The sequence below is a fragment of the Mycobacterium bourgelatii genome (assembly GCF_010723575.1).
GTDB classification, from domain to species: Bacteria; Actinomycetota; Actinomycetes; order Mycobacteriales; family Mycobacteriaceae; genus Mycobacterium; species Mycobacterium bourgelatii.
The window spans coordinates 4,228,360-4,241,719 of sequence record NZ_BLKZ01000001.1 but is presented as its reverse complement, the minus strand read 5'-3'; the positions used below and the strand labels follow the sequence as shown (position 1 = coordinate 4,241,719).

The window sequence follows — 13,360 nt, the reverse complement described above, 5'->3', positions numbered from 1 at the left end:
CGCTCACCCGCCCGGACCGGACGTGCGTCGAGTTCACGACGTCCGACCGGTTGCGCGCCGACGTGACGTTCTTGGTGCAATCGCTCGGCGGTACCGCCTCCGAGCACCGTCGTTCCGACGCCAGCATCCTCGACATCCGCCTGCCCGAAGGGATCGTCCCGTTCCGGCACGCCCGCAACGCCGCGGCGTACGAGGCGAGCGCAGGCGGGCGGCCGAGGCGTTTCATCGATCGGATCGAATCCGCGGGCACCGAAGAGGCCGTGTGCATTCGGGTGGCGGCCGCCGATTCGCTGTACGTCACCGAAGATTTCCTGCTCACTCACAACACACTCAACGACGCGTTCATCGTCTTGGACGAGGCGCAGAACACCACCGCCGAGCAGATGAAGATGTTCCTGACCCGCCTGGGCTTCGGGTCCAAGGTTGTCGTCACCGGCGATGTCACCCAGATCGATCTGCCCGGTGGCGCCAAATCGGGCCTACGGGCGGCGGTCGACATCCTCGACGACATCGACGACATCCATATCGCCCAGCTGACCAGCGCCGATGTGGTGCGCCACCGACTCGTCGGCGAGATCGTCGACGCCTACGCGCGGTACGAGGAAAACGGATCGGGCATGAACCGGGCGGAGCGGCGCGCATCGACTGCCCGCAGTCGTCGATGATGGTGCAGTGATCGTTCAATGAGCATCGAAGTATCCAACGAGTCGGGCATCGACGTCTCCGAAGCCGAACTGGTGAGCGTCGCCCGGTTCGTCATCAACAAGATGGACGTCAACCCGGCCGCCGAGCTGTCGATGGTGCTGCTGGACACGGCCGCGATGGCCGACCTGCACATGCGCTGGATGGATCTGCCCGGTCCCACCGACGTCATGAGCTTCCCCATGGATGAGCTGGAACCGGGCGGCCGTCCCGATGCGCCCGAGCCGGGTCCGGCCATGCTCGGCGACATCGTGCTGTGCCCGGAATTCGCCGCCAAGCAAGCCGCGGCCGCCGGACACAGTCTTGGCCACGAGTTGGCGCTGCTGACCATTCATGGCGTGCTGCACCTGCTTGGGTATGACCACGGTGATCCGCAGGAAGAGAAGGAGATGTTCGCCCTGCAGGATCGGTTGCTCGAAGAGTGGGTCGCCGACCAGGTCGAGGCCTACCATCAGGACCTGCAGAACGAACGGGACCGTCGGCTCCTGGACAAGTCAAGGTATTTCGACCAACCGTGACCGGCCTTTCGCAGCTGCTCGGCGCGATCCTGTTGATCGGTTTGGGCGGAATTTTTGCCGCGCTGGACGCCGCCGTCAGTACCGTTTCGCTGGCCCGCGTGCACGAGATGGTGCGCGACGAACGGCCCGGCGCCAGGGCTCTGCTCAAGGTGATGGAAGACCGACCGCGCCACATCAACCTCGTGGTGCTGCTGCGCATCGCTTGCGAGATCACCGCGACCGCGCTGTTGGTGGTTTTTTGTCGTCACCATTTGAGTGCGAACCTCGGCTTGGTGGTGGCCGCGGCCGTCATGGTGGTAATCAGCTTCGTGGTCATCGGTGTCGGCCCACGTACCCTCGGCCGGCAACACGCCTATTCCATTGCGCTCGCGACAGCCGTTCCGCTGCAGGTGATTTCATGGCTGTTGACGCCGATCAGCCGGCTGTTGGTGGTGTTGGGAAACGCGCTCACGCCCGGGCGTGGCTTCCGGAACGGGCCGTTCGCCTCCGAGATCGAGTTGCGCGAAGTGGTCGACCTGGCTCAGCAGCGCGGCGTCGTCGCCGCCGACGAGCGGCGAATGATCGAGTCTGTCTTCGAACTCGGCGACACTCCGGCGCGCGAGGTGATGGTGCCGCGCACCGAAATGGTGTGGATCGAGGGTGACAAAACGGCCGATCAGGCGATGACATTGGCGGTACGCAGCGGGCATTCCCGCATCCCGGTGATCGGCGAAAACGTCGACGACATCATCGGAGTCGTGTATCTGAAAGACCTTGTGCAGCAGACCATGGGCACGTCGAACGGAGGTCGGGACACGCCCGTGACGAAGGTCATGCGTCCCGCCGTATTCGTGCCGGACTCCAAGCCGCTCGATGCGCTGCTGCGCGAAATGCAGCGCGATCGCAACCACATGGCGCTGCTGGTCGACGAATACGGTGCCATTGCCGGGCTGGTCAGCATTGAAGATGTGCTCGAAGAAATCGTCGGCGAGATCGCCGACGAATACGACGAGGCGGAGACGGCCCCCATTGAAGAGTTGGGGGACAACTGCTTCCGGGTATCCGCACGATTGCCGATCGAAGACCTGGGGGAGTTGTACGGCGTGGAATTCGACGAGAACCTCGACGTCGACACGGTGGGCGGTCTGCTCGCACTGGAACTGGGCCGTGTTCCGCTGCCCGGTTCGGAAGTGATCTCCCATGGCTTGCGGCTGTATGCCGAGGGCGGCCGCGACCATCGGGGCCGGGTACGTGTCGGCACCGTGCTGCTCAGCCGGGTGGAGACCGACGGTGAGGACGAGGGTGATGACTGAGGCCAGCGGTGCCACCGCCGCCCGGCGGTGCGAGGGCGCGCAAATTGACACTCCGCACGGCGTGTCGCTGTGCAGACACGCCCGCTCGCGGGGGCAGGTGCCGGGAGGCGGGCTATGACTGAATTCCGTTCTGGCTTCGTCTGTTTGGTGGGCCGGCCGAACACCGGCAAGTCCACCCTGACCAACGCACTGGTGGGTGCGAAGGTGGCGATCACCTCGATGCGGCCGCAGACCACCCGGCACACCATTCGAGGCATCGTGCACCGCACGGACTTTCAGATCATCCTCGTCGACACACCGGGGCTGCATCGGCCTCGCACGCTACTCGGCAAGCGCCTCAACGACTTGGTGCGTGACACCTACACCGAGGTCGACATCATCGGGCTGTGCATCCCTGCCGATGAGGCGATCGGGCCGGGGGACCGCTGGATTGTCGAGCAGATCAGCGCCATTGCGCCCAAGACCAAAGTCGTCGTCATCGTCACCAAGATCGACAAGGTGCCCAAAGACCGCGTCGCCAGCCAACTCGTCGCGGTCAGCGAACTGGTGCCCAACGTGGCCGAAATCGTGCCGGTGTCAGCGATGTCCGGTGAGCAGATCGACGTGCTGATCGACGTCCTGGCCTCGCATTTACCCGTCGGGCCGGCCTATTACCCCGATGGTGAGTTGACCGACGAACCCGAAGAGGTTCTGATGGCCGAGCTCATCCGTGAGGCCGCTTTGGAGGGGGTTCGGGATGAGCTGCCGCATTCCTTGGCCGTGGTGATCGAAGAGGTCAACCCCAGGGAGGGGCGCGACGACCTGGTCGACGTGCATGCCGTGCTTTACGTCGAACGGGACAGCCAGAAGGGCATTGTCATCGGCAAGGGCGGGGCCCGATTGCGCGAAGTGGGCAGCGCGGCGCGCCGCCAGATCGAAAAGCTGCTCGGCACCAAGATTTACCTCGATCTTCGCGTCAAGGTAGCCAAGAACTGGCAGCGCGATCCCAAACAGCTTGGCCGACTCGGGTTCTAGCCCGAACTGTTCGCAGCCTGCTGTTCTGTTTTAACGCCTCTCGCTTGGGTACCACTCACCGAGAGTGGTCCCTATGGCCCGAAAACTTTCGAAGTTGGTACATAGGCCCTCACGTTCGGCGCGCTAACACGCCTTAGTCGATCGATACGGCCCAATCGAAAGAAGAACTATGGACGCAATAACGTTTCTCCGACAAGACCACAAGAGTGTGCTCGGCTTGTTCGAGTCGCTCGACGGGGCACCAATGGGTTCGGGCGCTGAGAGCAGCGGCCTGGAAACCACGGTGAACACCCTGATCATTTCCGAATCGCAGCACGAGGCGATCGAGGAACAACACTTCTGGCCGGCCGTACGGGACGCACTCGGCGATGCGCTCGTCGACAAGGCGATCGAGCAAGAGCAGGCCGGCAAGAAGGTATTGCAACGGCTGGAGGACAGCAAGCCCGGCGAGCCGGACTATCACGAAGCTCTTCAGGAGTTCATCAAGCTGGGCCGCGAGCACATCGCATACGAGCAAGAAGTCGTTTGGCCCGCCGTGGAGTCCGCGATCAGCCGCGAGGAACTGGAAAAGATCGGCGCAAAGCTGGAAACCGCGAAGAAGATCGCGCCGACGCGGCCGCACCCGGATACCCCGCCCAACCCCGCCGTACTCAAGACCGTGGGAATGGGCGCGGCGATCGTCGACCACGTGCGGGACGCGTTCACCGGTCGCAGTGACGACAATCCGCCCGATCCCCAAATCAAATAAGGCAAATCAGAAGGTCGGGCGTTGATCACGCATCAACGCCCGACCTTTGACTGTCGAATTACCTCGAATTACGTTGTCGGGACGCGCTGTTCGTGGGTGAACGGCTTCTCGCCATCGACGGCCGGTGAGCCCTCTGGGTTTTGCTCGGCGCCCATATTGCGGCGCACCGTGCTGCCAAGCCATTGCTGCTCAGGCTTTTCCACGTAGTCCCACTCGATGCCCTCCGGCCACGGGCCCTGCCCCTCGTTCCAGGGTCCACGGATCGATTCGCCACCGCCGTTGGACATGTTGAACGCCTTGTTGTGGAAACGCGGGTCAGATGGCAACTGTCCCGGCGGGAAGTTGACCGGCAGTTCGTTCAGCGCGGCGGTGAACTGCTGGTAGTGCGCAACTTCGCGGGTCATCAGGAACGTGAGGGTGTCCTGCACACCGGGATCGTCGGTGAACTGCTTGAGGTACTCGTAGACGACTTTCGCCCGGGATTCGGCGGCCAAGTTGTTCCGCAGGTCCACGGTGGGATCGCCGTTCGCGTCGATGAATGCGCCGGTCCAGTTGTTGCCGGCCGAGTCCTTCACGTCCGGCCCGCCCCCGCTGAGCACGAGAAACATCGGATTGACCGCGACCTGGTGAATCGCCTGCTGGCGACCGTCGCGGCTGGCTACCGCGGGCATCCAGTCACACACCTCGGTGGCCTGCTTGAGGTTGTCGTTGAGTCCGTCGAGCAGCATCGTGATCATGGACCCGACCATCTCGAGGTGACTCAGCTCCTCGGTTGCGATGTCCATGAACAGGTCATACATCTTGGGGTTTTTCTCCCGCAACACGAAAGCCTGGGTGAAGTACTGCAGCGCCGCGGTGAGCTCACCGTTTGCGCCGCCGAACTGCTCCATCAGTAGTGAGGCAAAGCGGGGGTCAGGTTCGCTGACGCGCACCTCGAATTGAAGTTCCTTGTTATGCACAAACATTGCTATCTCCCTAAAAGGATTGATTTGGGATGTAGGCTGCCCGAGCGGCGGGTACCCGCGGGCTTTCGACCCAAACTGAGAGACGGCGTTTTCAGTCACTCGATCGTCGCCTGGTCCCGTGGTGTCGCGACGACGGCTAACGGGTTTTGCGACTTATCGCTTTGGTGGTGTCGGCACGCTGTGGATCGGCGGGGTGCTGTTCCCGGTGTTCCACCACACCTTTGGCTGCTTGCTGGCCCAGCCGCTCACGGCTTCCAACTCGGCGGCCAGTGAGATCAACAGGCCTTCGCTGTTGGCCGGACCCATCAGTTGCACACCGATGGGCAGGCCGTCGGAAGTGAAGCCCGCCGGCACGTTGATCGACGGCCAACCCAACACGTTCCACGGCCAGGTCAGCGGGCACGCGGCGATCATCATGCGGTCGGTGCCAAGGCCGCTCAACCGATCGAAGGCGCGGGCCAACGGCGGTGGTTGCGCAGTCGTCGGCGCCAGCACCACATCGACGATGTCGAAAATCGAACCCACCCGCTGCTGGGCGGCGGCTTCGTGACGGCGTGCGCTTCGCAGGATCGCCTGGCCGAGCACATGGCCCGTCCTCAGGTTGGCCAACGTCCGGGGATCCCAGATGACGCCGTCGCCCAACCGCTCCTCCCACTCGCGTAGCCCCGCCGTGGACCGGGCCAGGAAGTCCCACGACATGCGCAGCCCGTAGTCCGGGTTGCCCTTCACGACGGTGTGGCCGAGCATCTCGAGTTGTTCGCCCACCCGCTGGGTGGCGGCCAGTATCTCGGGATGCAACTTGGCCCGGAAGAAGGTGTAGGGGAATCGCGTCGACAGCGCGATCTTCAGCGAACCGGGCGCCACGCTGACGTAGTCGGATGCGGTGAGCGGCGGCGGTTTGTGCCGGTCGCCCTCGACGTTGCCGGAGGCCGCATCGAGCACGAGCGCCGCATCGGCAACGGTGCGGGCCAGCACACCGTTGACCGTTATGCCATTGAACGCTTCGGGCATCGGCCAGGTGGAGATCCGGCCGCGTTGCGGTTTGATGCCGACCAGGTGGGTCCACGCGGCCGGGATCCGAATACTTCCGGCGCCGTCGGAGCCGATTGCGGCGGTAACCAACCCCGCGGCAACCGCCGCCGCGCTCCCGCCCGACGATCCACCCGGTGTGTGCCGACGTGACCAGGGGTTTCGGGTGTGCCCGAACGCCGGACCACTGGTAAACGGCCATTGGCCGAGTTCGCAGGTGTTGGTTTTGCCCACGATCACCGCGCCGGCCGCCTTGAGTCGTCGAACCACCTCGGAATCGGCGGTCGCGGGACGGACATACCCCTCGGTGCCGAACGCGGTCGGCACTCCAGCAACGTCGACGTCGTCCTTGACCGCGATCGGGATGCCCAGCAGTGGGGCCGTGTCCCCGGCGGCCCGGCGCCGGTCGGCCGCCGCCGCGTCAGCCAGCGCCGACTCGGTGAGAACCACCCGGAAGGCGTTCAACGTCGACTGGCTGACATCGATCGCGTGCAGGGAGCGGCGGACCAGCTCGACCGAGGTGACCTTGCGGGTTGCCAGCTGATACAGCAGGTCGGTTAGCGTGGGCAGGCGTCGGTTGCCGGAGCCAGAAATGACCCCGGAATCCGTCCCGGAAGCGCTAACCACGGGGTACGAGACTATCGGCGCGGATGCTCGCATTGTCGCGGCGGGGTGCAAAACTATTGTGATGCGGCTATATCGAGACCGGGCTGTTGTGCTGCGCCAGCACAAGCTCGGTGAGGCCGACCGGATCGTCACCTTATTGACCCGTGACCACGGGCTGGTCCGTGCGGTGGCCAAAGGGGTACGGCGCACCCGCAGCAAATTCGGCGCGCGGCTGGAGCCGTTCGCCCACATCGAGGTGCAACTCCATCCCGGCCGCAATCTCGACATCGTCACCCAGGTCGTTTCCATCGATGCGTTCGCCACCGACATCGTCAGCGACTACGGCCGATACACCTGTGGCTGCGCGATGCTGGAAACCGCCGAACGCCTCGCGGGTGAGGAACGCGCGCCCGTCCCGGCGCTGCACCGGCTCACGGTGGGCGCGCTGCGCGCGGTGGCGGACGGGCGCCGGCCCCGGGATCTGTTGCTGGATGCCTACCTGCTGCGCGCGATGGGCATTACCGGCTGGGCTCCCGCGTTGACCGAGTGCGCTCGCTGTGCCACGCCCGGTCCGCATCGGGCGTTTCACATCGCCGCCGGCGGCAGTGTCTGCGCGCATTGCCGGCCGGCCGGTTCTACCACACCGCCGCTGGGGGTGCTGGACCTGATGACGGCGCTGCACGACGGCGACTGGGAGGCCGCCGAGCAGGCACCGCAGTCCCACCGTAGTTATGTCAGCGGATTGGTAGCCGCACATTTGCAATGGCACCTGGAACGGCAACTCAAGACCCTGCCGCTGGTGGAGCGGGTTCAGCACGCTGATCGCACGGTTGCCGAGGCGCGCGCCGTGTTGATGGGCAAGAGAGGTGAGTGTGGCTAGAAACGCCCGGAATCTGAAGTCGGCCGATTTCCCCCAGCTGCCACCAGCGCCCGACGATTACCCGACCTTCCCCGATAAATCCACCTGGCCGGTTGTCTTTCCCGAGCTTCCGCCGGCGCCCGACGGTGGCCCGCGCCGGCCACCGCAGCACGTATCCAAAGCGGTCGCGCCGCGAATACCCGCCGACCGGTTGCCCAACCACGTCGCCATCGTGATGGACGGCAACGGGCGCTGGGCCACCCAACGCGGGCTACCGCGCACCGAGGGACACAAGATGGGTGAGGCGGTGGTCATCGACATCGCTTGCGGTGCAGTGGAAATCGGCATCAAATGGCTCAGCCTCTATGCCTTCTCCACGGAGAATTGGAAGCGGTCGGCTGAAGAGGTCCGCTTCCTGATGGGCTTCAACCGCGACGTGGTGCGACGGCGTCGCGACATCCTCAACAAGATGGGTGTCCGCATCCGGTGGGTGGGTTCGCGACCGCGCCTGTGGCGCAGCGTCATCAACGAGTTGGCCGTCGCCGAGGAGGTGACGAAGAACAACGACGTCATCACCATCAACTATTGCGTGAACTACGGCGGACGTACCGAAATTGCGGAAGCGACAAGGCAAATCGCCAATGAAGTCGCCGCGGGCCGGTTGAATCCGGACCGGATCAACGAGGACACCATCTCCCGTTACATGCAGCGGCCGGACATCCCCGATGTGGACCTGTTCTTACGCACCTCGGGTGAACACCGGTCCAGCAACTTCATGCTGTGGCAATCGGCTTACGCCGAGTACGTATTCCAGGACAAGCTGTGGCCGGACTACGATCGTCGCGATCTGTGGGCGGCTTGCGAGGAATATGCTTCCCGTAACCGACGATTCGGGAGTGCCTAGTGCCATCCCTACAGGAACGGTTGGCGTCTGTATTGCGAGACGTGCTTTCCGTTGACGAAGAACCCGACGGTGGGCTGACGGTCCGACACGACGGCACGTTTGCTTCGCTGCGGGTGGTGACGATCGTCGAAGACCTTGACCTGGTGTCGCTGACCCAGATCCTGGCGTGGGACCTGCCATTGACCAAGAAGGTGAGCGAGCAGGTGACAAGGTATGCGCGGGATACCAATTTCGGTTCCGTCACGATGGTGGAAAAGGTCGCAGACAAGGCAGCGCAGCGTAACTCCGCAAAGGGTGCTGCCAAGACCGCTTCCCACACGGTAGATGTGATGCTGCGCTACAACTTCCCCGGCGCGGGTTTGACCGACGACGCGCTGCGCACGCTGATTCTGTTGGTGCTGGGCACCGGTGGTGAGATCAGGCGCGCGTTGACCGCCTAAGACGGTCTAGGACGCCGTGGCGGTCTCGAGTGGGATGTCTCTGGTCCGCAGCAGTGAGCACAACAGGCTGTGCTCGCAGGTTGCGGGCTGCGTCGAGTCGATGAATCGTTCGACGACCTCGACGAAGCGATCCGGGTGGTCACGGAACGGCACGTGCCCCGACTTTTCAAAGATCTCCAGGTGTGAGTCCGGCATCGCGGTGTGTGCGATGCGTGCGTGATCCACTGGGATCACTGGGTCCTCATCGCCCCAAATCAATTGCATCGGAATGGATTGCACGAGGTAGCTGCGATCCAGCATGCTGACGAACTGTCCGCGTCCGTCGACCGCCGACCGCAAGGTTCGGGTAAACGCCGCGATGGCGTTGGATTCCCGCAAGTCTTCGAGCAGGTCCACGGCGTCGAGGATTTCGCGCCCGAACCGGGTGGAGCCCAGCAGGTTTCGCGCGGCCCGGCTCAGCAGGCGCACGGCTTGTCGTGCGCCCGGCAGACGCAACATGGCCAGCGCTTCGCCTGCCATCGGCATTGCCGCCAACCGCAGTGCAACGGTCACGTCCTCCGCGACGCCACCGGAACTCACCAGAATGATGCGTTCGACCAAATGCGGGTACTGATAAGAGAATTGCATCGCGACGCCGCCACCATACGAATGCCCGACGATGGTGACGCGGTCGATACCAAGCGTGCCGAGCAGGTCGCGCATGTCGTTGGCGAATGCTCCCAACGAGTAGTCCGTGCGGGGCTTGTCGGACTCGCCGTGCCCCAGCAGGTCGGGTGCGATGACGGTAAACCGCTGCGCAAGTGCGGTATGCACAGGCGACCATGACATCGAGTTGGATCCGATGCCGTGGATCAGCAGGAGAACTGGTCCGGTCCCCGCGACTCGGAAGGCGCGTCGGTAACCGTGGATGGTGCGGAATTGCAGGGACGGGTCTTCGACTGACACCGACCGCAAGTGAGAATGTGAACGAATTCCCATTGTGTTCTCACTTCACTCTTACTTGGCCCTTGAGTCTCCGATTCCTCGAAGACTTTTAGGGGATTCCCGAAAACGGCCGGATTACACCTGCGCGACGGTATTTGTCCGGCTACGGGTTGACAACGGGACCGTTAAGAGCCGCAATCCGAGCAGGTGCCGTAGATCTCGATGGTGTGGCTGACGTCGGAGAAACCATGCTTGGTTGCTACTTCGGCCGCCCAGGCCTCGACCTCGTGATCGGCGACCTCGATCGTGGAACCGCAACTGCGGCAGACCAAATGGTGATGATGGTGCTCCGAGCATCTGCGGTAGACCGATTCGCCGGTGTCGTTACGCAGCGTGTCGACCATGCCCGCCGACGCCATCGCCTGCAGTGTGCGATACACCGTCGTCAGGCCGATGTTCTCGCCTCGCCGGCGCAGCTCGTCATGTAGTTCCTGGGCTGACCGGAATTCGTCGACCGTCTCGAGCAATTCGGAGATCGCCGCGCGTTGCCGGGTGGAACGCACGCTCACTTCAGCCATCGGCGCCGCTCCTCCTCATCGCTTCGCTCTGCATCGTCGCCGGCGCGAGGCCATCGGCGCGGGCCATCAAGCGTCCTCACCCGCATGCGCCACGGCATCGACGACTATATGCGCCAGATGATGGTCGGCAAGGCGGTACAGAACTTCGCGCCCCGACCGTTCGCCGGTGACCACGCCCGCGGCCTTGAGGATCTTCAGGTGTTGGCTCACCAAGGGCTGGGGCACGCCCAACGCATCCACCAATTCGTGCACGCAGCGTTCGGATTCCCGCAGTTGCAACACGATGGCGATACGTACCGGCGCCGCCAGCGCTCGCAACAATTCGCCGGCTGCCTCGAGAATCTCCCGCGGCGGCGGCGCAGAGAACGCGGGGTGTTCGGCGAAACCAGCTCCGCCATGTACGTGATCGCCCACCACGTCCACTTCCTCGTTGGCCGCGGTCGGCGGCGAGGAAGGCGTCACCATTTCGGACTCATCACCTCAAGAATCGCCAGGGTAGGGAACCGCGTTCGACGGAGCATGCGGTTAACTCCACTGTCACATGCATGATGATGCATGTCAAAGACGCAGAGCGGGGTCGCTACCATGACTGTGTTTCGTGGGCGCGCCACCGCTGTCCACTACCTGATACGTATGCCTGTATGTACGGCTGATCCCCTCGGAAGGGAGCGCACCACCCCGTGGCGTCTGTCATCGAGACCGTAGTCAACCTCGCCAAACGGCGTGGCTTCGTCTTTCCCTCGGGCGAGATTTACGGCGGAACAAGGTCGGCGTGGGACTACGGCCCGCTGGGGGTTGAGCTCAAGGAGAACATCAAACGGCAGTGGTGGCGGTCGGTCGTCACGGGCCGCGACGACGTTGTCGGTTTGGACTCGTCGATCATCCTGCCGCGCGAGGTGTGGGTCGCCTCCGGCCATGTCGAGGTCTTTCACGACCCGCTGGTCGAGTCTCTGATCACTCACAAGCGCTACCGCGCCGACCACCTCATCGAGGCCTACGAGGCCAAACACGGTCACCCGCCGCCCAACGGATTGGCCGACATCCGCGACCCGGAAACCGGCGAGCCCGGCCAGTGGACCGAACCGCGCGAGTTCAACATGATGCTCAAGACCTACCTCGGCCCGATCGAGACCGAGGAGGGTCTGCACTACCTGCGCCCCGAGACCGCCCAGGGCATCTTCGTCAACTTCGCCAACGTGGTGACGACGGCGCGCAAGAAGCCGCCGTTCGGCATCGGACAAATCGGCAAGAGCTTCCGCAACGAGATCACACCGGGCAACTTCATCTTCCGCACCCGCGAATTCGAGCAGATGGAGATGGAGTTCTTCGTCGAGCCGTCGACGGCCAAGGAGTGGCACCAGTACTGGATCGACACCCGCCGCCAGTGGTACATCGACCTCGGCATCGACCCGGAGAACCTGCGCCTGTACGAACACCCGAAGGAAAAGCTGTCGCATTACTCCGACCGCACGGTCGACATCGAGTACAAGTTCGGCTTCGTCGGTAACCCGTGGGGTGAGCTGGAAGGCGTGGCGAACCGCACCGACTTCGACCTGTCGACCCACAGCAAGCACTCCGGAACCGACCTGTCGTTCTACGACCAGGTCAACGACACCCGCTACACGCCGTACGTCATCGAGCCGGCAGCTGGCCTGACCAGGTCTTTCATGGCCTTCCTCATCGATGCCTACAGCGAGGACGAGGCTCCCAACGCCAAGGGCGGGATGGACAAGCGCACCGTCTTGCGGCTGGACCCGCGACTGGCGCCGGTGAAGGCCGCGGTGCTGCCGCTGTCCCGCCACGCAGACCTGAGTCCCAAGGCCCGCGATCTGGCCGCCGAACTGCGCAAGTGCTGGAACATCGACTTCGACGACGCCGGCGCCATCGGGCGCCGTTACCGGCGTCAAGACGAGATTGGCACACCGTATTGCGTGACGGTCGATTTCGACTCCCTCGAGGACGGTGCGGTCACCGTGCGTGAGCGCGATGCCATGACTCAGGAACGCATCGCCATAGACAAGGTCGTCGACTATCTGGCGGTCCGGCTCAAGGGCTGCTGACGAGCGGCCGATAAGGCGGGGGACCGCCAGCCGGCAATTGTTTACTGAACGCGCGACATTGGCGCGGCGGCGACGCCCGGGCACAGGCATACCCACACGGTGAGTCGCAGCGGACATGCCGGGTTCCAGTCCACCGTCGGCGGGTAACGGCAACTTCGGCCTCGCCGACGTGGGCAATGGAAACCTCGGCAGCTTCATGTGGGTGCGAAAAGCGTCGGATTCGGCAATTGTGGGGCGGGGAATGCGGGTTTTTTGAACTCGGGCAACTCCATTACCGGGCTTGGAACGAGGGTGTGTCGGATACCTCGGGTACAACTCCGGGTGTGCAAACATCGGTACCCTCGACGCCGGGTTTGTCCAACTCCGGCAGTTACTCGCCGGCTACTCACACACGGGTGAGGACATCCCGGGCATCATCAACTCGAAGCGAGAACTCCGGTGGATTCAACTCTCGCACTGGACTTTCCGGCTTCTTCGCGGAGCTTCGTCGCGTCGATACCCCTAGGGATATCTGATCGGGTGACAGTCGCGTCGGGACAGGGGAACAACGGAAGTCAGGACTCGGGAAGCCGGGAATTTTGGCAGTAACAACATCGGTTTCGGCAATACCGGTAACGGCGACTTCGTAGTTCGACAACACCGGTCATAACAACATGGCTTCGGGCTGACCGGGAATTTTCAGTTTTGGGATTGGTGCGCTGAATTCCGGTAGCGGAGGCAT

The 13,360-nt window shown here is 63.6% G+C and carries 14 protein-coding genes and 1 pseudogene; 10 read left to right on the top strand and 5 right to left on the bottom strand.

What is annotated here, in order from left to right:
* Positions 1-326: 326 nt before the first annotated feature.
* From G6N68_RS30905 to G6N68_RS18285, 5 genes and pseudogenes are all read left to right on the top strand, one after another.
* Positions 327-665, top strand: a pseudogene (locus G6N68_RS30905) (PhoH family protein); the annotation flags it as partial.
* Between the two features lie 18 nt (positions 666-683).
* Positions 684-1,220, top strand: a complete 537-nt coding sequence (ybeY, locus tag G6N68_RS18300) for an rRNA maturation RNase YbeY (RefSeq protein ID WP_163715182.1) — start codon at positions 684-686, stop codon at positions 1,218-1,220.
* Positions 1,217-2,512 carry a hemolysin family protein gene (locus tag G6N68_RS18295; RefSeq protein ID WP_163715180.1) on the top strand — a complete coding sequence of 432 codons (1,296 nt, stop codon included), beginning with the start codon at positions 1,217-1,219 and terminating at the stop codon, positions 2,510-2,512. The genes ybeY and G6N68_RS18295 overlap by 4 nt, the downstream gene beginning before the upstream one ends.
* Before the next feature lie 114 nt (positions 2,513-2,626).
* Positions 2,627-3,526, top strand: coding sequence for a GTPase Era (gene era / locus G6N68_RS18290; protein ID WP_163715177.1), 900 nt, complete (start codon positions 2,627-2,629; stop codon positions 3,524-3,526).
* 169 nt (positions 3,527-3,695) lie between these two features.
* The gene (locus tag G6N68_RS18285) at positions 3,696-4,274 is read left to right on the top strand and encodes a hemerythrin domain-containing protein (protein WP_163715174.1); all 579 of its coding nucleotides are present in this window, start codon (positions 3,696-3,698) and stop codon (positions 4,272-4,274) included.
* A 68-nt stretch (positions 4,275-4,342) separates the two neighbouring features.
* Here G6N68_RS18285 and G6N68_RS18280 read toward each other — a convergent pair whose 3' ends face one another.
* Both G6N68_RS18280 and G6N68_RS18275 read right to left on the bottom strand, forming a co-directional pair.
* Positions 4,343-5,239 carry a manganese catalase family protein gene (locus tag G6N68_RS18280; protein ID WP_163715171.1) on the bottom strand — a complete coding sequence of 299 codons (897 nt, stop codon included), beginning with the start codon at positions 5,237-5,239 and terminating at the stop codon, positions 4,343-4,345.
* Between the two features lie 153 nt (positions 5,240-5,392).
* A complete protein-coding gene (locus G6N68_RS18275) occupies positions 5,393-6,895 on the bottom strand; it encodes an amidase (protein WP_163715169.1) in 1,503 nt (500 codons plus the stop codon).
* Between the two features lie 61 nt (positions 6,896-6,956).
* Between G6N68_RS18275 and recO the strand changes: the two genes are divergently transcribed.
* From recO to G6N68_RS18260, 3 genes are read left to right on the top strand one after another with little or no spacing between them, the layout of a single operon-like run.
* Positions 6,957-7,754: a DNA repair protein RecO gene (gene recO / locus G6N68_RS18270; protein WP_163718790.1), complete on the top strand. Its 798-nt coding sequence runs from the start codon at positions 6,957-6,959 to the stop codon at positions 7,752-7,754.
* Entirely contained in the window at positions 7,747-8,637 is an 891-nt protein-coding gene (locus G6N68_RS18265; protein WP_163715166.1) for a decaprenyl diphosphate synthase, read from the top strand. The genes recO and G6N68_RS18265 overlap by 8 nt, the downstream gene beginning before the upstream one ends.
* Positions 8,637-9,077, top strand: coding sequence for a hypothetical protein (locus G6N68_RS18260; RefSeq protein WP_163715164.1), 441 nt, complete (start codon positions 8,637-8,639; stop codon positions 9,075-9,077). Before G6N68_RS18265 ends, G6N68_RS18260 begins: the two co-directional genes overlap by 1 nt.
* Positions 9,078-9,083: 6 nt before the next feature.
* Here G6N68_RS18260 and G6N68_RS18255 read toward each other — a convergent pair whose 3' ends face one another.
* The 3 genes from G6N68_RS18255 to G6N68_RS18245 form a co-directional block, all read right to left on the bottom strand.
* Positions 9,084-10,055: an alpha/beta fold hydrolase gene (locus tag G6N68_RS18255; protein ID WP_163715161.1), complete on the bottom strand. Its 972-nt coding sequence runs from the start codon at positions 10,053-10,055 to the stop codon at positions 9,084-9,086.
* A gap of 131 nt (positions 10,056-10,186) precedes the next feature.
* Complete coding sequence (locus G6N68_RS18250; RefSeq protein WP_163715158.1) at positions 10,187-10,579, bottom strand: Fur family transcriptional regulator; 393 nt, start codon at positions 10,577-10,579, stop codon at positions 10,187-10,189.
* Between the two features lie 66 nt (positions 10,580-10,645).
* Positions 10,646-11,044 (bottom strand): ArsR/SmtB family transcription factor, encoded by a 399-nt coding sequence (locus G6N68_RS18245; protein WP_163715155.1) that lies wholly within the window; start codon positions 11,042-11,044, stop codon positions 10,646-10,648.
* A gap of 215 nt (positions 11,045-11,259) precedes the next feature.
* Between G6N68_RS18245 and G6N68_RS18240 the strand changes: the two genes are divergently transcribed.
* The gene (locus tag G6N68_RS18240) at positions 11,260-12,639 is read left to right on the top strand and encodes a glycine--tRNA ligase (RefSeq protein WP_163715151.1); all 1,380 of its coding nucleotides are present in this window, start codon (positions 11,260-11,262) and stop codon (positions 12,637-12,639) included.
* 115 nt (positions 12,640-12,754) lie between these two features.
* Positions 12,755-12,895, top strand: coding sequence for a hypothetical protein (locus G6N68_RS18235; protein ID WP_163715148.1), 141 nt, complete (start codon positions 12,755-12,757; stop codon positions 12,893-12,895).
* The last annotated feature ends 465 nt before the right edge of the window (positions 12,896-13,360 follow it).

What these genes read in the sequence shown, in the direction of transcription:
- G6N68_RS18250 (WP_163715158.1), bottom strand. Translation starts at nt 10,579, where the DNA reads ATGGCTGAAGTGAGCGTGCGTTCCACCCGGCAACGCGCGGCGATCTCC.
- G6N68_RS18245 (WP_163715155.1), bottom strand. Translation starts at nt 11,044, where the DNA reads ATGGTGACGCCTTCCTCGCCGCCGACCGCGGCCAACGAGGAAGTGGAC.
- recO (WP_163718790.1), top strand. Translation starts at nt 6,957, where the DNA reads ATGCGGCTATATCGAGACCGGGCTGTTGTGCTGCGCCAGCACAAGCTC.
- ybeY (WP_163715182.1), top strand. Translation starts at nt 684, where the DNA reads ATGAGCATCGAAGTATCCAACGAGTCGGGCATCGACGTCTCCGAAGCC.
- G6N68_RS18280 (WP_163715171.1), bottom strand. Translation starts at nt 5,239, where the DNA reads ATGTTTGTGCATAACAAGGAACTTCAATTCGAGGTGCGCGTCAGCGAA.
- era (WP_163715177.1), top strand. Translation starts at nt 2,627, where the DNA reads ATGACTGAATTCCGTTCTGGCTTCGTCTGTTTGGTGGGCCGGCCGAAC.
- G6N68_RS18235 (WP_163715148.1), top strand. Translation starts at nt 12,755, where the DNA reads ATGCCGGGTTCCAGTCCACCGTCGGCGGGTAACGGCAACTTCGGCCTC.
- G6N68_RS18255 (WP_163715161.1), bottom strand. Translation starts at nt 10,055, where the DNA reads ATGGGAATTCGTTCACATTCTCACTTGCGGTCGGTGTCAGTCGAAGAC.
- G6N68_RS18285 (WP_163715174.1), top strand. Translation starts at nt 3,696, where the DNA reads ATGGACGCAATAACGTTTCTCCGACAAGACCACAAGAGTGTGCTCGGC.